General features: G+C 55.1%; 21 protein-coding genes. 7 read left to right on the top strand and 14 right to left on the bottom strand.

The features are described from left to right. Positions 1 to 31: 31 nt before the first annotated feature. The 10 genes from flgK to flgB all read right to left on the bottom strand — a co-directional run bounded on the left by flgK (position 32) and on the right by flgB (position 8,972). Complete coding sequence (gene flgK, locus O3S68_RS16075; protein WP_020454860.1) at positions 32 to 1,672, bottom strand: flagellar hook-associated protein FlgK; 1,641 nt, start codon at positions 1,670 to 1,672, stop codon at positions 32 to 34. A 101-nt stretch (positions 1,673 to 1,773) separates the two neighbouring features. Continuing rightward, a complete protein-coding gene (gene flgJ, locus O3S68_RS16070) occupies positions 1,774 to 2,733 on the bottom strand; it encodes a flagellar assembly peptidoglycan hydrolase FlgJ (protein ID WP_269231927.1) in 960 nt (319 codons plus the stop codon). Continuing rightward, positions 2,733 to 3,851, bottom strand: a complete 1,119-nt coding sequence (locus tag O3S68_RS16065) for a flagellar basal body P-ring protein FlgI (RefSeq protein WP_020454862.1) — start codon at positions 3,849 to 3,851, stop codon at positions 2,733 to 2,735. Before O3S68_RS16065 ends, flgJ begins: the two co-directional genes overlap by 1 nt. Before the next feature lie 3 nt (positions 3,852 to 3,854). Further along, positions 3,855 to 4,514: a flagellar basal body L-ring protein FlgH gene (locus O3S68_RS16060; protein WP_020454863.1), complete on the bottom strand. Its 660-nt coding sequence runs from the start codon at positions 4,512 to 4,514 to the stop codon at positions 3,855 to 3,857. Positions 4,515 to 4,617: 103 nt separating this feature from the next. After that, entirely contained in the window at positions 4,618 to 5,400 is a 783-nt protein-coding gene (gene flgG / locus O3S68_RS16055; protein ID WP_017459383.1) for a flagellar basal-body rod protein FlgG, read from the bottom strand. A 23-nt stretch (positions 5,401 to 5,423) separates the two neighbouring features. After that, a complete protein-coding gene (locus O3S68_RS16050; RefSeq protein WP_020454864.1) occupies positions 5,424 to 6,170 on the bottom strand; it encodes a flagellar basal body rod protein FlgF in 747 nt (248 codons plus the stop codon). A 12-nt stretch (positions 6,171 to 6,182) separates the two neighbouring features. Next, entirely contained in the window at positions 6,183 to 7,382 is a 1,200-nt protein-coding gene (flgE, locus tag O3S68_RS16045; protein ID WP_020454865.1) for a flagellar hook protein FlgE, read from the bottom strand. Between the two features lie 45 nt (positions 7,383 to 7,427). Continuing rightward, positions 7,428 to 8,141, bottom strand: a complete 714-nt coding sequence (locus O3S68_RS16040; RefSeq protein WP_269231926.1) for a flagellar hook assembly protein FlgD — start codon at positions 8,139 to 8,141, stop codon at positions 7,428 to 7,430. 10 nt (positions 8,142 to 8,151) lie between these two features. Beyond that, positions 8,152 to 8,556: a flagellar basal body rod protein FlgC gene (flgC, locus tag O3S68_RS16035; RefSeq protein WP_020454867.1), complete on the bottom strand. Its 405-nt coding sequence runs from the start codon at positions 8,554 to 8,556 to the stop codon at positions 8,152 to 8,154. A 5-nt stretch (positions 8,557 to 8,561) separates the two neighbouring features. Beyond that, positions 8,562 to 8,972 carry a flagellar basal body rod protein FlgB gene (gene flgB, locus O3S68_RS16030; RefSeq protein ID WP_017459378.1) on the bottom strand — a complete coding sequence of 137 codons (411 nt, stop codon included), beginning with the start codon at positions 8,970 to 8,972 and terminating at the stop codon, positions 8,562 to 8,564. Positions 8,973 to 9,254: 282 nt separating this feature from the next. Between flgB and flgA the strand changes: the two genes are divergently transcribed. From flgA to O3S68_RS16015, 3 genes are all read left to right on the top strand, one after another. Beyond that, complete coding sequence (flgA, locus tag O3S68_RS16025) at positions 9,255 to 9,956, top strand: flagellar basal body P-ring formation chaperone FlgA (protein ID WP_269231925.1); 702 nt, start codon at positions 9,255 to 9,257, stop codon at positions 9,954 to 9,956. A 68-nt stretch (positions 9,957 to 10,024) separates the two neighbouring features. Continuing rightward, positions 10,025 to 10,324, top strand: coding sequence for a flagellar biosynthesis anti-sigma factor FlgM (flgM, locus tag O3S68_RS16020; protein WP_020454869.1), 300 nt, complete (start codon positions 10,025 to 10,027; stop codon positions 10,322 to 10,324). 17 nt (positions 10,325 to 10,341) lie between these two features. Then, positions 10,342 to 10,788 (top strand): flagella synthesis protein FlgN, encoded by a 447-nt coding sequence (locus O3S68_RS16015; RefSeq protein WP_020454870.1) that lies wholly within the window; start codon positions 10,342 to 10,344, stop codon positions 10,786 to 10,788. A gap of 2,025 nt (positions 10,789 to 12,813) precedes the next feature. Here O3S68_RS16015 and O3S68_RS16010 read toward each other — a convergent pair. Further along, entirely contained in the window at positions 12,814 to 14,460 is a 1,647-nt protein-coding gene (locus O3S68_RS16010) for an SgrR family transcriptional regulator (protein WP_269231924.1), read from the bottom strand. A 119-nt stretch (positions 14,461 to 14,579) separates the two neighbouring features. Further along, positions 14,580 to 14,801: a hypothetical protein gene (locus tag O3S68_RS16005; RefSeq protein WP_269231923.1), complete on the bottom strand. Its 222-nt coding sequence runs from the start codon at positions 14,799 to 14,801 to the stop codon at positions 14,580 to 14,582. Between the two features lie 51 nt (positions 14,802 to 14,852). On the opposite strand from O3S68_RS16005, the gene O3S68_RS16000 reads away from it, so the two are divergent. Genes O3S68_RS16000 through O3S68_RS15985 form a run of 4 tightly spaced genes read left to right on the top strand, consistent with a single transcriptional unit; the run spans position 14,853 to position 17,849 of the window. Beyond that, the gene (locus tag O3S68_RS16000) at positions 14,853 to 15,404 is read left to right on the top strand and encodes a peroxiredoxin (protein WP_269231922.1); all 552 of its coding nucleotides are present in this window, start codon (positions 14,853 to 14,855) and stop codon (positions 15,402 to 15,404) included. Between the two features lie 38 nt (positions 15,405 to 15,442). Next, positions 15,443 to 16,666, top strand: coding sequence for a protein-disulfide reductase DsbD family protein (locus O3S68_RS15995; RefSeq protein WP_269231921.1), 1,224 nt, complete (start codon positions 15,443 to 15,445; stop codon positions 16,664 to 16,666). 9 nt (positions 16,667 to 16,675) lie between these two features. Beyond that, a complete protein-coding gene (locus O3S68_RS15990; RefSeq protein ID WP_020454875.1) occupies positions 16,676 to 17,227 on the top strand; it encodes a sigma-70 family RNA polymerase sigma factor in 552 nt (183 codons plus the stop codon). Further along, positions 17,214 to 17,849 carry a DUF1109 domain-containing protein gene (locus tag O3S68_RS15985; protein ID WP_045510850.1) on the top strand — a complete coding sequence of 212 codons (636 nt, stop codon included), beginning with the start codon at positions 17,214 to 17,216 and terminating at the stop codon, positions 17,847 to 17,849. The genes O3S68_RS15990 and O3S68_RS15985 overlap by 14 nt, the downstream gene beginning before the upstream one ends. Before the next feature lie 40 nt (positions 17,850 to 17,889). Here O3S68_RS15985 and O3S68_RS15980 read toward each other — a convergent pair whose 3' ends face one another. Together O3S68_RS15980 and O3S68_RS15975 are read right to left on the bottom strand one after the other, a co-directional pair. Further along, a complete protein-coding gene (locus O3S68_RS15980; protein ID WP_020454877.1) occupies positions 17,890 to 18,963 on the bottom strand; it encodes an ABC transporter ATP-binding protein in 1,074 nt (357 codons plus the stop codon). Next, entirely contained in the window at positions 18,956 to 20,725 is a 1,770-nt protein-coding gene (locus tag O3S68_RS15975; RefSeq protein WP_269231920.1) for an ABC transporter permease, read from the bottom strand. Before O3S68_RS15975 ends, O3S68_RS15980 begins: the two co-directional genes overlap by 8 nt. Between the last annotated feature and the right edge of the window lie 5 nt (positions 20,726 to 20,730).

The following is a 20,730-nucleotide window of genomic DNA, read 5'->3' as shown; positions in this document are numbered from 1 at the left end:
TTCATTTAGTGGCCCGGCTAACCGGGCGTACTTAGCGAATACTTAACAACGTGTCGAACAGGGTGGTCGCCGTCTGTAAAACTTGCGCGTTCGCCTGGTAATACTGAGAAAACATCTGCAAATTGACGTACTCCTCATTGATGTCGACACCGGATACCGACTGCTGCTGAAGCGCCCACTGGTCATAAACATTCGCCGAGGTGCTCATGTCCGCTTTCAGCCCGCTGACCGAAGAACCGACTGAGCTGACAAGGCTTGCGTAAGCGCCAGACAGCGTCATGCCGTTCACCACTTTTTCATCCTTGATGCCAATCATCGCCAGCATGTTTTCGTTATCGCTCTGATCGGCCGGATCGGGAGATTTCGCCGCCGCAATCTGATCGCCATCGGTGATCGCCACGGTGATGTTATCCGCCACGCCATCGGTCGGGTTCAGCGTAAAGCTGTCTCCCGGCTGCGGCGTACCGCCAGGGGTAATCGTGATCCCTTCGAATTCCAGTTCGCCATTGCCGCCAATGGTCGGCGTGATGGTGCGGCCGTCGGCGGTGGTGATGCTCCAGTCGGTGCTGGCTGGCCCGTTAAAGGTCAGTTCGTAGTTTTCCGATTTCACCGCAGGGATATCGGCAAAACTGACATCCAGCGAACCGGTGCCGGTGTTGTTGATATTGCCGATGGCTTGCGGCTTGCCGATGTTGAAAATATCGGCACCCGCATTACCGTCGAGGTCGTAACCCTGGCCGTTCACTTCATTGAACGTGTTGGCCATTTGCAGCGCCAGCTGGTTCAGTTGATCGCGCGCGGAGACCAGGTCTTCGTTGCGGAATTTGAACAGCCCGCCCAGCGCACCTGTGGTTTTGCCTTCGTCGAGCGGCAGGGCGTTGCCCGAAGCATCAACGTACGCCACCACGGTTTTTGCCGGGTTGCTTTCAGATGCGCTGGCCTGTAGTTCATAGGATTTGCCGCCGCTGACCAGCGCCATGCCGTTTTGCATGGAAACACTCACCGCGCCGGTATCGGTATTTTCTGTCACCTTAATACCGAGCTTCTCGCTCAACTGGCCTAATAATTGGTCACGCTGATCGAGTAAATCCGCAGGCATACCGCCGGTCTGACCGTGGATCTTTTCAATTTGCTTATTCAGCGACGCCAGCTGTTTGGTATAGGAGTTAATATCATCAACGGTCTGTTTAATTTGCGTGTTGGTGCTCTGCTCCAGACCATTTAATGTTTTGCTGCTGCTGCGATATTGGTTAGCAAGAGCATTTAATTCAGCCATAACCCCCTGGCGAGCCGCCGGGTCAACGGGATCTTTACTGACCGATTCCATGGCTTTGAATAAATTGTCCGTGGTCACGGAAATATTGTTGGTGCTATCGCCAAGCATGTTATCAATTTGGCTAACCTGCTCGTAACGGCTATTAAGGGAATAAAATTCCGTTGCCGCACCGCGCACCTGGTTGGTCATAAAACCATTATAAGCGCGCTGAACGTCGCCTACTTTTACGCCATAGCCGAAGAAACCATAATTGGTGGATTTGCCACCCGCTTCGCCCAGGACAATATTCTGGCGGCTGTATCCGGCAGTCGTCGCATTTGACAGGTTATTCCCCACCACATTCAATGCATTCTGCGCAGCGTTAAGCCCATTCTGGGCCAGGTTGATTAAATTCATATGTTATCGATCCTAACCAGAGGAGGAGGTAAGACGCCCCTGATAAAAGTAGCGCTCTCTTATATTTATCGGCCTTGCAAAATTTCACTAAAGCCTGACGGTTAAAATAATGAAGAAAAATCTGACGAATAAGCTTCAGCCGCCTGATTCACGTTATTCTTCACTTGCTGAATGATGCTGATCAATTTTTTCGCATAGGCGGGATCGGTTGCATATCCGGCAGACTGCAACGCTTTTGCCGCTATTTCCGGCGATTCAGATTTCACAACATTTTTATAACGCGGGCTACGACTTATTAACGACGTATAATCTTCCAGCGCCTCGGCATAAGAGGAATAAACTTTAAATTTGTCTTTTATTTTTTGTGCGACGCCACCTTCATATTCCGTGGTGGTGATTTCCGTGGTTTCACCCTGCCAGTCCGCCGTGGCTTTCACGCCAAATAAGTTATGGCTGGGTTTACCATCGCTGGTCATAATTTCGCGTTTACCCCAACCAGATTCCAGCGCCGCCTGCGCAATAATTAATTGATGCGGAATACCGCTTAAACGCGCGACCGCCATCGCGGGTGCCATCATGCGGGAAATAAAGCTGCCACCCGGAGCTGCCGGTATTTCCGCCTGCGCCGTGGCGGCTTTTTCCGCCGGCTGCTCGTCAGGCTCAACCGGCTGCAAACGCAGCGGCACGCTGATAAAGCGTGCCGGGCTGATATTAAGCGGCACTTCACGCGTCGCGGTGACATTTTCCACGGTTGAGGCGGGTTTACCGGTCAGTTGTTGCACCATCAGATCGGCAAAGCCCATTTTTCCTTTTTCGGCGATGTTCTGCGACAGCTGCTGGTCATACATCGAGGTAAACATCTCCGACTGCTGCGTATTAAACAGCCCGTCTTTGAAGGAGGCCTGGCGCATGCTCTTGAGCATCATCTGCACGAACAGGCCTTCCATCTGTTTCGCCACCGCCTTTAGCGCATCCGGAGCGTCGTTGCGGGCGGCCAGTTTCAACTTGTCGAGGCTGTGCGCGTCAAACGCCGCCCCCTGAGTCATTGCCGGGCCGATCATCAGTTAATCTCCAGACGAGCATGCAGGCAGCCTGCGGTTTTCATAGATTGCAGGATCGCCATCAAATCATTCGGCGATGCGCCAAGGCTGTTTAACGCACGAACCACATTGTTCAAATCGGTGCTGGTGTTCACGCGTTGCAGAGAGCCGTTTTGCTCACGCACGGAAAGCTGCGTGTTTTGCGTGACCACCGTTTGCCCGCCTGCCAGCGGCGTATTCGGCTGATTCACCTGGGTGTTGTTAGCGACTTCTACCGTCAGATCGCCCTGCGCAACCGCACAGGAATCGAGGGAAACATGGCGGTTCATCACCACCGAGCCGGTACGCGAGTTGATGATAATTCGCGCATCGCCCGCATCCACGCGCAGCGGGATATCCTGCACTGTTGCAAGGAAACGCACACGCGCGGCGCTGTCGGCAGGTGCGCGCAGGCTAATGGTGCGCGCATCTTCCGCAAACGCGGCACCCGCGAAACGGCGGTTGATGGCATCGCTCACCTGTTGCGCTACGGTGAAATCATCTTCATTAAGCTGGAGCTTGAGCGAGCCTTGTCCGGCAAAGTTCGACGGTACTTCACGTTCAACCGTTGCGCCGCCGCTAATGCGCGCGCCATTGAGCTGGTTCACCTGCACCCGGTTGCCACCGGCCTGCGCACCTGCGCCGGAAACCAACAGGTTCCCCTGCGCCAGCGCATAAATCTGGCTATCCGCGCCCTTCAGCGGGGTCATCAGCAGCGTGCCGCCGCGCAGACTTTTCGCGTTACCCATTGAGGAGACCACCACGTCAATTTGCTGACCGGCGCGGGCAAACGGCGGCAGTTCCGCTGTCACCATTACCGCCGCGACGTTTTTGAGCTGCATATTCACGCCCGCCGGCACGGTGATACCGAGCTGCGAGAGCATATTGTTCAGGCTCTGGGTGGTGAACGGTGTCTGCATGGTCTGGTCACCCGTACCATCAAGCCCGACAACCAGGCCATAGCCCATCAGGGAGTTGCCGCGCACCCCTTGCAGGGTGGTGATATCGCGGATCCGCTCCGCGCTGGCCTGCCCGGCTACCAGCGCAGACAGACAGCACACCAGCGCCAGGCAGCGGGTTAAGAAATTCGTTTTCATCATCAATCAAAAAGGTGCAAGGTTAAGAAACATGCGCTGCAGCCAGCCCATTTGCTGCGCTTCGTTGATATAGCCATTACCGACATACTCGATGCGCGCGTCCGCCACCTGGGTGGAGATAACGGTGTTACTGGCGCTGATCGTGCGTGGGTTCACGATGCCGGAGAAGCGGATAAACTCAGTCCCCTGGTTAATCGCAATCTGTTTTTCGCCGACAACCGCCAGGTTGCCGTTTTCCAGCACCTGTTTCACCGTCACGGTGATGGTGCCGCTAAAGGTATTTTTCGCCGCCGCGCCGCCTTTCCCGGCGAAGTCATTCGTTCCACTGATCGACGCATCGGCTTTGCCGTTGCCCACCAGACCGGCCATAAAACCGGGTACGCCGGCAACGCCGACATCGGTGGAACCGTCACGCGAGGCACTCGCCGAGGAACTTTTGCTGGCGCTGACATTTTCCTGCAACGCAATGGTCAGCGTATCGCCGACGTTACGTGGGCGGCGGTCTTCAAACATCGGTTGATAACCATAATTCATCGCCTGCCCTGTCTGAAAAATCGAGCCATTCGCGGTAGCGGCAGCGACCGGTGCAGGCATAGCGGAGGTTTCGCCCCCCACCAACGGTTTTTGCGGGATATAGGCACAGCCGGTAACCACGGAAATCAGCATAAAGGTCGTTGCAAAACGACAAAGCGTACGTACAGAGCAAGGGTGATTGGTCATCTCATTCACTACAGGTAAAGCAGCCGCGAGCAACGCCCGCGGCCAGGGATCAAAGTTGGGTCAGTCGTTGCAGCATCTGGTCGGACGTCGACACCGCTTTACTGTTAATTTCGTAGGCGCGCTGTGTCTGGATCATGTTGACCAGCTCTTCTGCGACGTTAACGTTCGAGGTTTCGACGTAGCCCTGTTTCAGGGTTCCCGCGCCGTTTAAACCCGGTGTGGATTCATTCGGTGCGCCAGACGATTGCGTTTCGCGATACAGGTTTTCACCAATGCTTTCGAGGCCGGAATCATTGATAAACGAGCTCAGCGTCAGCTGACCCACCTGCTGCGGCGCGGTCTGCCCCGGCACGGTCACGCTGACAATACCGTCGTTACCGATGGTCAGGCTTTGCGCGTCCTGCGGGATGGTGATCGCCGGTTGCACCTGGTAACCGCTGGAGGTCACCAGTTGTCCGTTCTGGTCAAACTGGAACGAACCGTCGCGGGTATAGGCGGTGGTGCCATCCGGCAACTGTACCTGGAAGAAACCGCTGCCCTGAATGGCGACGTCTTTGCTGTTGTTGGTCTGCGTCAGGCTGCCCTGGCTGTGAATACGCTCGGTCGCAACCGGGCGAACACCGGTACCCAGCTGTAAACCAGAAGGGATGGTGGTCTGCTCGGAAGACTGCGCGCCCGGCTGGCGTAAGGTCTGATAAATCAGATCTTCAAACACCGCACGCTGGCGTTTAAAGCCGTTGGTGCTGACGTTCGCCAGGTTGTTGGAAATCACATCCATATTGGTTTGCTGGGCTTCGAGGCCGGTTTTCGCAATCCATAAAGAACGGATCATGGTGTTTTTCTCCTTACCGGGGCTTAACCGGCGCTCAGTAACTGGTTAGCTTTTTGTTCGTTATCATCAACGGTGGTGATGACTTTCATGTTCATGTCAAAACCGCGCGCGGTGGCGATCATGTCCACCATCGATTTCACCGGGCTGACGTTGCTGCCTTCCAGCATGCCGGGCATCAGGCGCAGATCGGCATCAGCGGGAAGCACCTGTGCCGCAGCCGGATCGGCGACATGAAACAGACCGTCGTCGCCATGTTTCAGCGTGTTCGGTGTGGCGTTAACCATTTTCAGGCGCGCCACCTGCGCCAGCGCTGAAGGCTCATCCCCTGCGCCCAGCGCGGTGATGGTGCCGTCCGCCGCGATAGTCAGTTCCGCCTGCGGCGGTACGGCTACCGGGCCGCCGTCACCGAGTAGCGGCATACCGCGCACCCGCAACTGGCCTTCGGCATCCACTTCGATGTTGCCATCTTTGGTGTAGCCTTCACTGCCATCGGGCAGTTGCACTGCCAGCCAGCCGTTTTGCGGCATGGCCACATCCAGGCTGCGCCCGGTGGCCTGCATCGCGCCCATGGTGTTGTCGCTAAACGGCGTGGATTCCGCCACCATGGTGCGGGTTTCTATCGACGGCCCCTGCACAGGGATCGCGCGAAACGCCGCGATCTGCGCACGAAAACCGGTGGTAGAAGCATTCGCCAGGTTGTTAGAAGTCACCGCCTGGCGGTTAAGGGCCGCGTTCGCGGCCCCCATTGCGGTATAAATCGCGTGATCCATGAAGCGCTACTCTTAACCCAGGTTAACCAGCGTTTGCAGAAGCTCAGACTGGGTCTTGATGGTCTGAGAGTTGGACTGGTAGTTACGCTGGTAAACAATCATGTTCACCATCTCTTTACTCAGATCCACGTTGGACGCTTCCAGCATGTTGCCGCGCAGCGAACCCAGGTTACCGGTGTCGGCAATACCAATCACCGGCTGGCCCGATTCCGGGGTTTCCGTCCAGCAGTTGTTCCCCGCCGACTGGAGGCCGCCCGGGTTGGTGAAGTTGCTCAGCACTACCTGGCCCAGCAGCTGGTTTTCACCGTTGCTGTAGGAGGCGATGATCTGGCCGTTATCACCGACGGTGTAGCCGTTCATCAGTCCCGGCGGGTAGCCGGTGGTGCTTGGGCTGTCCATGGTGTTTTCCGAGGCTTGCTGAGAAAGACCGGAAAGATCGAGGTTGAAATTCAGCGCCGCGCCGCCCTGGTAAGCGGCACCCACCACCGGCAGATTCGCCGGGTTGGTGGTGAGCTTGCCGGAGGTATCAAACGTCAGGTTGACGGAGCTGGTGGTGCCCGGCGACGTGGAGTCCACGGAGTAAGCCGTCCACTGGTTATCCGCCGTTTTCACGTAATAGACGTTGATCGCATGCTCGTTGCCCAGGCTGTCATAAGCGTTAACCTGGGTGGAATAGCTGTAAGATTTGCCATCAGCCGGATCGAAAGGCGTTACCGTGACAACGTCGTTACCGGAATTCAGGTTACCGGAAATGGAACCTGCGTCAGACGCACGCGCTGGCATCTGCCCGGTCGGGATCTGAATCGGTCCTACCGGAGCGCCCTGCTGGATCGCCGGCGGGGTACCCGTTGCCATATAACCGGTCAGGCGCATGCCCTGGTTATTGACGACGTAGCCATTTTCATCGCTCTGGAACTGACCATTACGGCTGTAAAATACGCGACCCGCTTCGGTCACCATGCGAAAGAAGCCATTGCCCTGGATACCCATATCCAGCGGGCTGCTGCCTGCGCCAAGTACGCCATCGCTGAAGTTCTGGTTCACACCAGCAACCTGTACGCCCATGCCGACCTGAGAACCGGCAAACACATCGGCGAAAGCCACAGAACCTGATTTAAAACCGACCGTTTGTGAGTTGGCGATGTTGTTACCTACAACATCCAGCGCCTGTGAAGAGGCGTTTAATCCACTAAGACCTTGAGAAAAACCCATGTGATAAATTCCTGTGCGCGGGTTGCGCAAAATCCAAACTAAAAATTACTCGATGAGGTAAACGTCACTCAGCGAGGCGGTACCATTAACACCCAGTTGCAGTACCGCCCCTGAGTTGGTGAAGGAGACGCTCTGCACTTTCGCCGGTTTCAGCGCGGTAATGGTTGGCGTGCTGCCGTCGGCGTTGGTGGCCGAGAACGACACTTTGAAGTTCGCGTCGGCCTGCAAGCGCGGGTCGCTCGGCTGGAAATCGTCAAAATCATCCAGCGAGTACTGATGCACGCCCGCGTCCACATTTTTCAGCTTCGCGGTATAGGCGTTACCGGCCGGATCGGTCAGCGTGACGGTGACTTCATCCGCCGGGCTGTTCAGGGAAAGCCCGACTTTCTGGTTTCCGCCCTGCGCGGTGGAAACTGAAGGTTCGCCTTCAACCATGATGTCGCGGCCTACCCAGTCAGCGGAGTTCATCTGCTGCATACTGGCGACCAGCGTGCCCATGCTGTTCATGGTGGTGTTGAGCTGCTCGACACCCGCCGCCGTGTTGAACTGCGCCAGCTGAGCAGTCAGCTGGTTGTTGTCCATGGGGCTGGTGGGATCCTGGTTTTTCATCTGTGCAACCAGCAGCGTCATAAAGTTGTTCAGCAAGTCGTCGGCGCTGGAGCCGTTACCAACGCTGGTATTACTGGTGTTATTAGCCCCGGACGACGAGGTGGTTTTCGTCGTCGTGGCGCTTTGGGTCATGACCGGTGAAATTGCCATCGTTTAATCCTTACTGGCCCAGCGTCAGCGTTTTCAGCATCAGGTTCTTCGCCGAGTTCATCACTTCGACGTTGGCCTGGTAGCTGCGGGATGCAGAAATGGTGTTGACCATTTCACCCACCACATCGACGTTCGGCATATGCACATAACCTTTGTCGTCCGCCAGTGGGTTTGCGGGTTCATAAACCAGTCTGTCCGGCGCAGTGGATTCCGTAACGCCGCTCACTTTCACCCCGCCAATCTCCTGACCGGCGGAGTTATCGACATTGAAAACCACCGAACGCGCGCGGTACGGTTTACCATCCGGACCGGCAATACTGTCGGCGTTCGCCATATTGCTGGCACTGACATTAAGTCTTTTTGATTGGGCAGCCATTGCCGAACCTGAAATATCGAAAACACTAAACAGCGACATGAAAATTATTGACCTTGGTTAAGGGCACTCGTTAAACCTTTTATTTGAGCGCCGAGAATCGTTAGACTCGTCTGATATTTGACATTGTTGTCAGCAAAATTAACGCGTTCACGATCCATATCGACAGTGTTTCCATCAGCTCTTGGCTGATCGGGAATACGATAAAGTAATTGACGATTGTCCGTTTTCGGCGCTACGCCAGGAATATGTTTCCCGGCTGTTAAACTTAGTGTTAATGGATGACGCGTTTCCTGCTGCATTGCATTTTTCAATTCTTTCGAAAAATCAATATCTCGCGCCTTGTATCCCGGCGTATCGGCATTCGCGATATTGGACGCTAAAATATCCTGCCGCCGTGACATCAGGCTTAACGCCTGCTGCTGGAAACGCAATTCATTATCAAGTTTATCAAACATGAAATGACTCGCTTACTTCGAAATTGATTACGGGGCATAGTCTAAGAGACAACCTAATAAATCTATACCTTAAAAATCCGACAGAAGTAGACGCATTTAGCCAATTCACTTTCGCTTAATTTGCCAAAAAGAAGCTTATATTTAAAAGTTGAAATATCAATGCAGTGAAATGCTGTCAAAACTGACGGCATTTAATTGATAAGAAAATAGCCTTCCTGAATTACAATAAAAAAAATATTAATCCTATTGCTCTTTTATATTATAAGGCAGGTTTATCCCATTATGCCGCAGTCCCTTATCAGGTCGCTTATCGTGATTTTCGCGCTCTGCAGCCCGTTCTCACCGGCTTTTGCCAGCGCGCCGGAAAATAGCGATCTCGAAGCCAGGATCGCCACCTTGCTGGCCGCGGACAATAAACAAACAGAAAATCAGCCGCAGCTGCGCATTAACATTCTTACCCCAGCGGCCAAACTCGCCGCATTATGCGCACAGCCGGATTTACGCCTTTCTGGCCGCTCCGTGCGCCTGACCGGCCGGCGCAGCGTCATCGCCAGATGCGGTAAAAAACAGCAGTTCATTCAGATTCAGATTAGTGCCACCGGCAGGTACTGGGTGGCAACGCAGACGCTGAAACCGGGGCAGATTATCGGCGCAGAGGATATCCAGCCCGTGAGCGGCGAACTGGATCGTTTACCGGCCGGTTTATTGCTTGATCCGCAGCGCATCATTGGCAGCACGCCCACGCGCATCATCCAGCCGGGGTCGCCACTGGCGGATAATCAGCTGCGCCGCAGCTGGGCGGTGATTGCTAATCGCACTGTCGAAATTACCGCGCCGGGCGACGGTTTTCTGATCCATGCCAAAGGAAAAGCGCTGGATAACGCGGCACTTGATGAAAGCGTCAGAGTACAGACGCGCACCGGCCAGGTGGTGGTCGCCACCGTAACAGGACAAGGCCAAGTGAGCATTAGCCTGTCGAACTGATTTCAGTTTTATTTTCCCCGTGCCGATATCTTTAATACAGAGCCACCGCATAGAAAACCAGGATCCGTATGAACATTGAACGCACCCGCCAGGCCACTCCTATTCAGGCAACCGGCACTCAACAACCGCTCGTTGAGACCAGAGTCATGAATGATGAGCCAGCGCAATCGGGGAAAACAGACGCCCAGCAGGCTGGTACGCAGGTCAAACTTAGCCAGCTGACGCAGCAAATAAAAAATGACGGCAGCCGTGATATTGATACGGAACGTCTTGCCGCCATTAAAGCGAAGATGGATGCAGGTGAACTCCACCTGGACAGCGATAAAATCGCCAGCGCGTTGGTACGCGACATCTTTCGATTCTCATAATCTCAACGTGCACGTGAATGATGGAAAACTTACCCGTAATTCTGAACAAACTGTATAAGCTGCTTGGTGAGCTTGAAGCGACCCTGGTGGAAGAAATTGGTCAGCTTAGCCGCGCCCAGATCAACCCGGTTTCGCTGCAAGTGATCTCCGACAACAAGAGCCGTTTGTTGTCGGCGATTAACTTTTATGATGAGCAGCGCAAGCAGGAAGAGAAACAGCATAAGCTGACGTTTCCCTATCCGCGCCACTCCGAACTGGCCACGCTTTGGGATCGTATTACCGTGGTAGTGCGAAAATCGGCTGAGCTCAACCAAAAGAGCTATCAGTTGCTGAACATGCATATGAAGAAGATGAACGACTTCAAAAAGATTGTCAGCCAGACGGCCACCACCACGCAGCTTTATGGCGAAAGCGGAAGCCGCAGCAATGATGCTTCGGGTAATGTTTACCGCATTTCCGTTTAACGCGACGTCTTCTCTGTGCAGCATTCAGCATTAACACCATGTCATGGCGACTTACCCGCCCGTGTTGTTTCCCGCGCCAGGTTCGGAAGTGATTCTCTGCTTCCGCGCCTGGTGTGTATCTCCTGCCTGTGCCTGGTGTGTATGTCCTGCCCGTGCCTCACGCGTTGCCCCTGACGCATAGTACCTGAACCCTCTATGCGCGGATTTTCTGCGCATCATCTCCTGTATCCGTTCGGCATAGCCTACCGACGCGGTGATGGGCCTTTCTTGCGGGCTGCGGGCTGGTATTTCATTCCATTGGTTTCTTCGGCGTGCTGTCGGGCAGGTGGTCGATGGCTAAGCCAACCCTTTTCTTAACCCGGATCTTCTCTTCTATGCTGTTAGCTGGCGTTTAGTTCCGGCAATGTGTTCTATGTGACGTCAGGACGCCGAAACCAGCACCTTTCTTCTGCGCTGTTAGCTGACTTCCAGTTCCGGTGTTTTCTTCTGCGTGACGTTCGGGCGCGAAAATCAGCGCCTTTCTTCTGTACCGTTAGCTGGCGTTTAGTTCCGGTGTTTACTTCTGCGTGGCATTCGGGTGCTAAAACCAGCATCTTTCTTCTGCGCTGTTAGCTGGCTTCCAGTTCCGGTGTTTTCCTCTGCGTGGCGTTCGGGCGCGAAAATCAGCACCTTTCTTCTGCGCTGTTTGCTGACGTTCAGTTCCGGCGTTTTCCTCTGCGTGGCGTTCGGGCGCCAAAACCAGCATCTTTCTTCTGTGCTGTTAGCTGGCATTCGGTTCCGGTGTTTACTTCTGCGCGGCAGTCGGGCACCAAAACCAGCACCTTTCTTCTGCGCGGTTAGCTGCCGTTTAGTTTCGGTGGTTTACCCTGTGTGGCGTTATGGTATTCATTTGGCCTTCAGCGCCTGTCCGGACGGCTGCAATTTCCCGATGCGCCCTTGCGTTCTGTTTTACGGCCTTTATCCATAGCACAATCCTCTGTGCGGTTTATTTGACCATCAGCGTTGGTTATCTTCGTACTAGTCTTAGCGATAAACCCGCGCAGAATGCCGCTCCCAGGGCATCCCCTAACAAAAATGTTTCTAAATGTTTCATAAATTCCGACGATGAGTGTGAGGTCAATCGCATTAAAAAACAAAAGCGCTGATTTTGATCCTTTTTTTCCGGTTAAAAATGCTGCCTGATCGGGGGATGACCAGAGTAAATAATTGGCACTTTTTTAATAAGGTTTTTTTGTTCTGTTTTTTTACCCCCGGATATATCAATCGGTAGAAAAAAGGTTATTTACGAACGCATCAAAAATAGAGAAAATACATTCAAGCAATGCAACAGGACGTTTTACCGGTTCATTCTGATTGGTGCTTTGCTTAAATCCCCTCTCGATGAAAGGCGTGATCTTTAGTTGCCATATGTCGGGAAACCTGGTGACTAAACTATATTACTGTGGCAATTAAACAGTACATTAGTTGTCATATGTGATGTAAAACCACTATTTCGATTGCCACCTTGGGTGGCATTTTTTTTTGCCTTTTTTTCAGTGCGTTAAGCAAGGAAGGCAAGCAGAAACTCAACAAAGACAGGAAACAAGGGAAAGGTCTGCATATTTTTCTCAGCACGCAAGCTGGAAAGTTAAAATGCAAAGAGGAGATATAAAAAAGGTAAACGTCAGGAATGGGAATTACTGTAATTCAAAAAAAACAGGAGATATAACACACCATAAAAATATCCATTTAATATTTTAATGGATATATTCTGATGGTTTTATCTTATTAGCGAAAAAAATAGATGGCAGCGTGTTTGGCAATGACTGCGGAGGCGTATTCTACCGTATCTTTTTTAATCGTCCAGTTTCTGCCGTCTGCGATGTTAACACCACAACCCATTGTTATAGTTAAACTTTATTGCAAAAGCACGAAAAAACGATACCACAAGGCAACTTTTAATATCGTCAGCGTTAATTTTCCATGCCAATTTCCGATTTTAAACACCAAAACTAACGAAAATCACGACATTTTAAACCAGAAAAGCTACTCCTGTTGCGGTTGTATGCTCTCGGCAGGCTGCGACTCATCGGTCCATAGCCTTGTGAAATCGGGCCAGCTTTGCGGGTAGCAAAAAACCCCCTGCACGCTGGCAGGTGTTACAAGACGGTAGCGTTGCGCAAGCAGCGGCACGATCCAGCGGCGGTTACTGAGAAAGCGCATCAATCTTTTGACGCGCTGGCTATAGCGCTCAGCAGGCCCGGCATTAATACGATCAAGAATGCTGATCCCGCGCCGCCAGACCGCTTCGCCCCAGAACCAGGCCCACATCACGCTATGACGGTATCGCTCTTCCATGCTGAAAGCATCATGCTGCTCAAAACGCAGAAAACCCATGCACAGATCCTGCTCGGCCCAGTTTTTATCCTGCAACAGCCAGTGCGTCACGCTTATCGGCGTCAACGTTACCTTGCACCCGCGATAACGCAGGCTTTTTGCCAGCTCATCTACCACTTTGCGCATCTCCGTTGAGCGGAAATAGACAAGATTCAGGCTATCCGGCAACAACGCCTGCACATCCGGCTCGTGGGTTGGCTGCAGCCACTCCGGCAGCGGGCCGAGCGTCTCTTCCCGCTCAATCAACCCCGCGCAAATGCAGCGCGTAACGCGCCGGATAAACGCCTGCTGCTGCGCATTTAAACGTCCGCGTGCCTGGTTGAAAGTGACATAGTAGAACGCGTCGGCATTATCCCGTTCGGTCATGGCTTCCGGCGCAATCATCAAATGAGGCGTATCCAGACGCACCAGCGCCGGCAGCGGTGCGACACTGAGCGGCGTGTTGTAAACAATCTCCGACGCCTGCGGTGTTTCACCATACCAGGACGCCGCGCGGGTAAGCACCAGTTGGCTGCTTGAGTGCTCACTCACTTTAAATGGCCCCAGGCCAATGGAGCCGTTGCGCGGATGCGGTAGCGCATAAACCGGGTTTGCCAGCCGGTAAAGCAGCATGTTGTCTCGCTGGCCGAGCTGCATCGTCAGCACATAATTTTCGCATTTCACGTCCATGACATGCGGCAGGCCAGGGCCACCGGCATAACGCTCGAGCGTCTGCCGAAGCTGCTCAGGCAGCACAGGCTCGCCGTTATGCCACACCAGACCGCGACGCAGAATAAAACGCCAGCGCAATCCATCTTCACTGCAGGTGATGGTATGGGCAAGACCGGGGATCGGCGCAACTTGCTCAGGAATATGGCGCGCCAGACCGGCATGCACCATTTGCAAAATATGCCGCCCGGCGCGATCGGTGTGGATGGAAGGAATCGGCGCCAGCAGCGGCCGGTAGAAAGAGATGAAATAGCGAAAGCCATCGCTGGAATAGTGCGGCTGCGCCTGCACGGCCGCCATTTCGGTTTCCGATGCCGGGTACTCACCAGCCACCAGCGTCTCCAGCGCCGCCGCATTCATGCGGCATTGCAGTACGCCAAGCGCGCCGCGCCCCGGGCGGGAATTCCACACCAGCCAGCCCTCCTCCTGCATTTCATGGAGCAAAGAGCGCGCATAGCGCGACGTACAGGCTAATGTATCGGCGATTTGTGCCAACGATACTTCATGGCGGTGGGTATTATAGCGGGTGAGCAGCCGATTATAACGGCGCAGCAAACTCCCTTTTTTAACGGCAGAGTTATAGAGCATTAAGGTTTCCCAGCGTCACACAAGGAAGTTAAAAGATGAGCCATCAGGCCAGAGGAAAGCCTCTTAAATGTAGCATATGAGAAAAAAGCCAGAATCGACGCCGCCGCATTCCGTGCGCTTTATAACCGTCCTCTAAGGGCAGTAATCATATGACAAACAAGGCTAAATGGGTAATTTTCATTTGAAACCCAGCCCCTTTTTATCAGGTTAACCAATTCAGATTTTTCATTGATTTTCTTTTCCAGCACACCATAAAAATGCACATGACGCAGCATTACGCACCACGCTTGCCGGGAAAATAACGCTATTTTTTTAAAGCTGCGCGAAACTTTTGCCGGCATTCGAACGAACTGTATTTGAGCGTTAACTGACTTCCCCAACTGGAGCGCAACATGATCCCGATAAAAAAACTCGTTCTCAGCCTCACCGCCGCTGCACTGTTAAACATCGCAAATGCCCACGCTGCCCTGCCCACCGGTTCGCAAGCACCGGACTTTAAATTACAAGGCGCGCTGGCCGGAAAACCGCTCACCTTCTCGTTGCAGCAGGCACTGCAAAAAGGCCCGGTGGTGCTCTACTTCTTCCCGGCGGCGTTCAGCAAGGGTTGTACCATCGAAGCGCACGCCTTCGCCGAAGCGACGGACGATTTCAAAAAACTGGGCGCAACAGTGGTTGGCGTTACCGCTGGCAACACCGACCAGGTCGATGAATTTTCAAAACTGGAGTGTCGCGACAAATTCACCGTCACCGCCGATCCGGGCGCGAAAGTGGCGGCGCAATATGACACGCTGATGAAAATGAACGGCAAAACCCTCTCGGATCGCACCTCTTATGTGATCGCGCCGGATGGCAAAATCCTGTTGAGCTACACTGACAGAAACCCGGAGACGCATATTCAGAAAACGATGGAAGCGGTGAAACAGTATGCGAACGCGCATTCGTAAACAGCCCCGTTAATGTCGTTATCCATCAGAGAATCGCTATGTTAACCGCCATGCTCGCCGCCTTCGCAGGCGGCATTATTCTCAACTTTATGCCCTGCGTGTTTCCCATCATTTCGCTGAAAGCGCTGGGGCTGCTGCGACATACGCAACGTCCGGCGCAAACCCGCAAAGAGGGGCTCGGTTTTTTACTCGGCTGTGTGCTGACCATGCTGGCGCTTGCGGGCGTGTTGCTGGCGTTACGCGCCGGGGGAACCGCCGTGGGCTGGGGCTTTCAGTTGCAATCGCCGCTGGTGATCGCCTTTCTGGCGCTGGTTATTCTTGGTGCGGCACTCAATTTGCTCGGCGTGTTTGAGGTCGGTCTGTCGGTGCAACGCGCCGGTGAGTTAACCATAGAACGCGGGGCATTTCTGCGTGCGGCGCTGACCGGTGCGCTCTCAATCATTGTCGCTACCCCGTGCGCGGCCCCGTTTATGGCGGGCGCCATCGGCTACGCGCTGGTGCAACCGCCCGCCGTGGCGCTGGCGATATTCGTCGCACTGGCGCTCGGTTTTACCGCGCCGTTTACGCTGATTTCACTGTTTCCGGCGCTCGGCAAATGGCTACCGCGCCCCGGCGCGTGGATGAATACGCTAAAACGCGGGCTGGCCTTTCCGATGTTTGGTGCCTTCGGCTGGCTGGTGTGGGTACTGGCGCAACAAGCGGGAACGACGGCGCTGGCGGCTATTCTGGCGGCGGCCGTGGTGGTCAGTTTCGCCGCCTGGCTTTACGGCATGGCGCAGCAGCGTCGGTTCGCCGGGCGCGGTCATAAAGTGCTGTTTGCGCTGACCGCAGCGCTACTGCTGGCCGCGATTGTTCCGCTGCCTTCGGTAGTGCAAAGCGGCGCGCCGCTTACGGCGAGCAATACGGTAGAAGAGGTCAAATGGTCGCCGCAAACCGTGGCGGATAATCGCGGCCACGGCAAGGCTATCTTTGTCAATTTCACCGCCTCCTGGTGCATAACCTGCCAGGTGAATGAAAAGACCTCGCTCTCGACAGAAGCCGTGAAAGAGGCGCTGGCGAAAACCGGCACGCTGTATATGGTGGCGGATTCGACCAAATTTAATGCTGATATTGATGATGCGCTGAACGAGCTGGGGCAAGGCAGTTTGCCGCTGTATGTGGTCTACCCGGCGGACGGCAGCGCACCGCATATTTTACCGCAGGTGCTGACCCCCTCAATTGTCGTCAACGCGCTCACGCAGGCCAGCGGTAAAAAAACCTGAAGGCGGGATATGGAAAAAAATGAGGCAGCGCGCGACGAATGGCCGCAGCTGATGGCGCTGGCGCAGTCCGGCGACAGTCAGGCCTATACGCGGCTGCTCAAAGCGCTGGTGCCGGTTATCCGCTCGCTTGCGCGCAAACATATCGCCGACGAGGAGCTGGTGGAAGATGTGATTCAGGATGTGCTGCTCACCGTACACCGGGTACGGCACACCTACGATCCGGGCGCACCTTTTCTGCCATGGCTGATGGCGATAGCCAACGCCCGCGCGGTGGATGCCCTGCGCAAACGCGGTCGCCACCAGCAGCGCGAAATCGCCAGCGAGACGGATATTCCCCTGCTTGCCACCAGCATGGAACCGCCATCACACGACGAGCTGGCAGTGCTGCTGAATCAGCTTCCTGCGCGCCAGCGGGAGGTGGTTGAACATGTTCACCTGCGCGAAATGACGCTGGCAGAAACCGCGACACAGCAAAATTTGACGGTCGCCGCCGTGAAATCCCTGCTGCATCGCGCCCTGAGCAACCTTCGTCGGTTAGGAGCACACCATGGCCGATCATGAACTGTTAATTGAACAACTGGGGCGTTCCATCGCCCCGGTAAAACGCCCCTTCCAGCCGGGCTGGCGGGCGCTAAGCTGGGTGGCGCTCGCGCTGCCCTGCGGGGTTATAGCCGGTTTCGTGCTCAACCGCACGCTAACCGACTGGTCGCAGCCTGGTGCGTGGTGGGCGCTGATGCAGTTGCTGCTGACGTTTATCGCCGGGACGCTGGCGGTGCGAAACGCGTTTTTGTTGAGCATCGCCGGACGCAACGCGCTGGGCTGGAAATGGTTTACACCGCTGGCGGCACTGTGGCTTGCCGGTACGTTCAGTAATCTGCATCTGCACCGCGTGTTGCCGGTAAGTACGGCGGTCGAAGGGCCAAACTGTTATTTGTTTATGGTGACGGTCAGCACGCCGATGGTATTGATAGTGATTGCTTACCTGCGCCGCACGCGCACGCTTTTCCCGGCGCGCAGCCTGGCGGCCGCAGGCGCGGGCGTCGCCTGCATGGCGCTGACGTTGCTTGCCCTTTGCCACCCGACGCACATCAGCCTGGCGGATTTGATGCTGCATATCGCCGCCTTTAGCACCATTGTGCTGGCGACGATAGCGCTGGGTTACAAATGGGTGTCACTGCCGTAATGCGCAGCACGTACTGAACAGTCAGTACGTGCTTACATACTTAGCTTTTTTGCGGGAAGATCCACAGCTGTTCAGCAGGCAGCACCACGCGGTAGTTTTGCTGGTTGCGCTGCTGGGTGCCGTAAACACGGATCGCGAAATCATCGCCGGAGGTGCGGAACAGGTACTCCCAGCGATCGCCCAGATACATGCTGGTGAGCATGGGCAAATCCAGCGAGTTATCCTGCGGCGAGTCCGCCAGTCGCAGGCTTTCGACGCGGATCACCGCCGTGCAATCCTGGCCCGCGCGTACGCCCGGCCCGGCAACGCCCCACAGCGCCCAGTTTGCCCCTTCAATCCTCGCCCTGCCGTTACTGACTTCGCTCACCTTGCCGTGCAGCCGGTTGTTGCTGCCCATAAACTCGGCGGTAAACAGCGTCGACGGCGTGGCGTACATCTCCTGCGGCGTACCTTGCTGCTCAATCACCCCGTTGTTGAGCAACAAAATGCGGTCGGAAATCGCCATCGCTTCATTCTGATCGTGCGTCACCATCAGCGCCGATAGCCCCAGTTTGACAATCAGTTCGCGCAGGAAAACCCTCGCCTCTTCACGCAGCTTGGCATCGAGGTTGGAAAGCGGTTCATCGAGCAAAATCACCGGCGGGTTGTAGACCAGCGCCCGGCCAATCGCCACACGCTGCTGCTGGCCGCCGGAAAGCTGGTGCGGATGGCGCTTGCCAAGCGTACCCAGCCCAAGCTGATCCAGCACGGTTTGCACGCGGGTGTTGATTTCCGCCGTACTCACTTTGCGCAGCTTGAGCGGGTAAGCGACATTCTCGAACACCGTTTTATGCGGCCACAATGCGTAGGACTGGAACACCAGGCCAAGATTACGTTCCTCTGCCGGAACTTCACTACGCGGCGTACCGTCGTATACCACGTTATTACCAATGGTGATCCGCCCGTGGGTTGGTTTTTCCAGCCCGGCGACAGCGCGCAGCAGCGTGGTTTTACCGCTGCCGGAAGGGCCAAGCAGCGACACCACTTCGCCGCGTTTCAGCTCCATCGAGACGCCTTTAAGCACCGCGTTATCACCGTAGGTCAGATGCAGGTTTTCTACCGCCAGCTCAATCATGTAATTTCACTCCAAAGCGCAGGGCCACACCAAGACCAATGACCACCAGCAGAATATTGATAAACGACAGCGCGGCGACAATATCAATCGCCCCTGCCGCCCACAGCGACACCAGCATCGAGCCGATGGTTTCCGTCCCGGGCGAGAGCAGATAAACGCCGGTTGAGTATTCGCGCTCAAAAATCAGGAACATCAGCAGCCAGGAGCCAATCAGGCCATAACGCGACAGCGGCACCGTCACATGGCGGGTTACTTGCCCACTTGTCGCCCCCGTGCTGCGCGCCGCCTCTTCCAGTTCCGGCCCGACCTGCAACAGCGTGGAGGAGATAAGCCGCAGGCCGTAAGCCATCCACACCACGGTGTAGGCCAGCCAGACGCTAAAGATGGTGTTACGCAGCGAGCGCAGCCAGACAATCAGGTTTTCGCGCAGCCACTCGGCCACCGGCAACCCGGAAAGCCAGCCGTTTTTTAGCGACTGATCGAGCCACATCGGTAAAAACAGGAATACCCACAAAAATGCCAGACCGGCCAGCAGCCCAGGTACGGCGCGGGGAACCAGCACGCTGTAATCAAGAAACCGCGTCACGTTATCCTGCTTGCGGTGCATGGCAATGCCGACAAACAGATAACAGATCACCGCCAGCGCGCCACCAAAAATGCCAATCGCCATCGAGTTGACAATGGCGCGCAGCAGGTTGGGTTGCTGCCAGATATTGCGGAAGGTATCGAGCGACACTTCATCCCACAGGGAAACGCCAACCCCCCAGTTGGAGATAAACGCCCGCAGCACGACGCCAATCAACGGCACGCCGATGGTGACCGTCAACCAGGCTACCACCACCGCACCGGCGACCCAGCGCCATTTACCCAGCGGCAGCGCCCGCGCCTGCGAGGCTTTGCCTTTCATGGTGACAAAACGGTTGGCGGTGCGCATCAGGCGGCGTTGCAGCATCACCAGCGGAATAGTGATACAAATCAGCACCACCGCCACCGCTGCCATCAGGTGGTAAGAGGGCGTGCCCAGTTTATTGGTCAGTTTATACAGGTAGGTCGCCAGCACCATGTTGCCTTCCGGGTCACCCAGCACCAGCATCAGGCCGAACACCTCCAGCCCAAGGAAGAACAGCAGAACGCAGGCGTACAAAATTGACGGGCGCACCATCGGCAGGCTGACAGAAGTCATCACCTGCAACGGCGAAGCGCCAACCGTTCGCGCGGCTTCTTCCACGTCAGAACCGACGCTGCGCAGCGCCGAGGAGATATAGAGATAAGCGTGCGGGACGTGCGTTAGCCCGGCAATCACCACGATGCTGAACATCGAATAGATGTTCCATGGCACAAAGCCGATTAACTCCTGCGCCCAGCGCGAGAAAAAGCCCACCGGCCCGGCGGCCACCACGTAGCCAAAGCCGAGCACCATCGGCGAGACAAAAATAGGCACGAGGATCAGCGGCTCAATAAAACGGCGGCCCGGTAAATCGGTGCGCACCATCAAAAACGCCAGAATGCCGCCCAGTGGAATAGCGATAAACACCAGGCCAAAAGCGAGGATAAAGCCGGACTTCAGTGCCAGATAAAAATCCGGATCGGTAAAGATAAACTCGAAGGCTTCGAGACTCAGTTCCTTAGAACGGACAAAAAAGGGCGCCGAGAGAAAACTCTGCACCACAATAAATAACAGCGGGATATAGATAACCAGCGCGGTAATTAACACAATGACGCCGCGCGGCAACCCCTGCCATTTTCTGCACACACTATTCATACATC

The organism is Kosakonia sp. SOY2, from assembly GCF_027109175.1.
In the GTDB taxonomy this organism is placed as follows: Bacteria; Pseudomonadota; Gammaproteobacteria; order Enterobacterales; family Enterobacteriaceae; genus Kosakonia.
This window is presented reverse-complemented; position numbering and strand designations above follow the sequence as displayed.

Excerpts from the sequence above, each read along its gene's own strand:
- flgK (WP_020454860.1), bottom strand. The coding sequence starts at position 1,672 with ATGAATTTAATCAACCTGGCCCAGAATGGGCTTAACGCTGCGCAGAAT.
- flgJ (WP_269231927.1), bottom strand. The coding sequence starts at position 2,733 with ATGATCGGCCCGGCAATGACTCAGGGGGCGGCGTTTGACGCGCACAGC.
- O3S68_RS16065 (WP_020454862.1), bottom strand. The coding sequence starts at position 3,851 with ATGATGAAAACGAATTTCTTAACCCGCTGCCTGGCGCTGGTGTGCTGT.
- O3S68_RS16060 (WP_020454863.1), bottom strand. The coding sequence starts at position 4,514 with ATGCTGATTTCCGTGGTTACCGGCTGTGCCTATATCCCGCAAAAACCG.
- flgG (WP_017459383.1), bottom strand. The coding sequence starts at position 5,400 with ATGATCCGTTCTTTATGGATTGCGAAAACCGGCCTCGAAGCCCAGCAA.
- O3S68_RS16050 (WP_020454864.1), bottom strand. The coding sequence starts at position 6,170 with ATGGATCACGCGATTTATACCGCAATGGGGGCCGCGAACGCGGCCCTT.
- flgE (WP_020454865.1), bottom strand. The coding sequence starts at position 7,382 with ATGGGTTTTTCTCAAGGTCTTAGTGGATTAAACGCCTCTTCACAGGCG.
- O3S68_RS16040 (WP_269231926.1), bottom strand. The coding sequence starts at position 8,141 with ATGGCAATTTCACCGGTCATGACCCAAAGCGCCACGACGACGAAAACC.
- flgC (WP_020454867.1), bottom strand. The coding sequence starts at position 8,556 with ATGTCGCTGTTTAGTGTTTTCGATATTTCAGGTTCGGCAATGGCTGCC.
- flgB (WP_017459378.1), bottom strand. The coding sequence starts at position 8,972 with ATGTTTGATAAACTTGATAATGAATTGCGTTTCCAGCAGCAGGCGTTA.
- flgA (WP_269231925.1), top strand. The coding sequence starts at position 9,255 with ATGCCGCAGTCCCTTATCAGGTCGCTTATCGTGATTTTCGCGCTCTGC.
- flgM (WP_020454869.1), top strand. The coding sequence starts at position 10,025 with ATGAACATTGAACGCACCCGCCAGGCCACTCCTATTCAGGCAACCGGC.
- O3S68_RS16015 (WP_020454870.1), top strand. The coding sequence starts at position 10,342 with ATGATGGAAAACTTACCCGTAATTCTGAACAAACTGTATAAGCTGCTT.
- O3S68_RS16010 (WP_269231924.1), bottom strand. The coding sequence starts at position 14,460 with ATGCTCTATAACTCTGCCGTTAAAAAAGGGAGTTTGCTGCGCCGTTAT.
- O3S68_RS16005 (WP_269231923.1), bottom strand. The coding sequence starts at position 14,801 with ATGCCGGCAAAAGTTTCGCGCAGCTTTAAAAAAATAGCGTTATTTTCC.
- O3S68_RS16000 (WP_269231922.1), top strand. The coding sequence starts at position 14,853 with ATGATCCCGATAAAAAAACTCGTTCTCAGCCTCACCGCCGCTGCACTG.
- O3S68_RS15995 (WP_269231921.1), top strand. The coding sequence starts at position 15,443 with ATGTTAACCGCCATGCTCGCCGCCTTCGCAGGCGGCATTATTCTCAAC.
- O3S68_RS15990 (WP_020454875.1), top strand. The coding sequence starts at position 16,676 with ATGGAAAAAAATGAGGCAGCGCGCGACGAATGGCCGCAGCTGATGGCG.
- O3S68_RS15985 (WP_045510850.1), top strand. The coding sequence starts at position 17,214 with ATGGCCGATCATGAACTGTTAATTGAACAACTGGGGCGTTCCATCGCC.
- O3S68_RS15980 (WP_020454877.1), bottom strand. The coding sequence starts at position 18,963 with ATGATTGAGCTGGCGGTAGAAAACCTGCATCTGACCTACGGTGATAAC.
- O3S68_RS15975 (WP_269231920.1), bottom strand. The coding sequence starts at position 20,725 with ATGAATAGTGTGTGCAGAAAATGGCAGGGGTTGCCGCGCGGCGTCATT.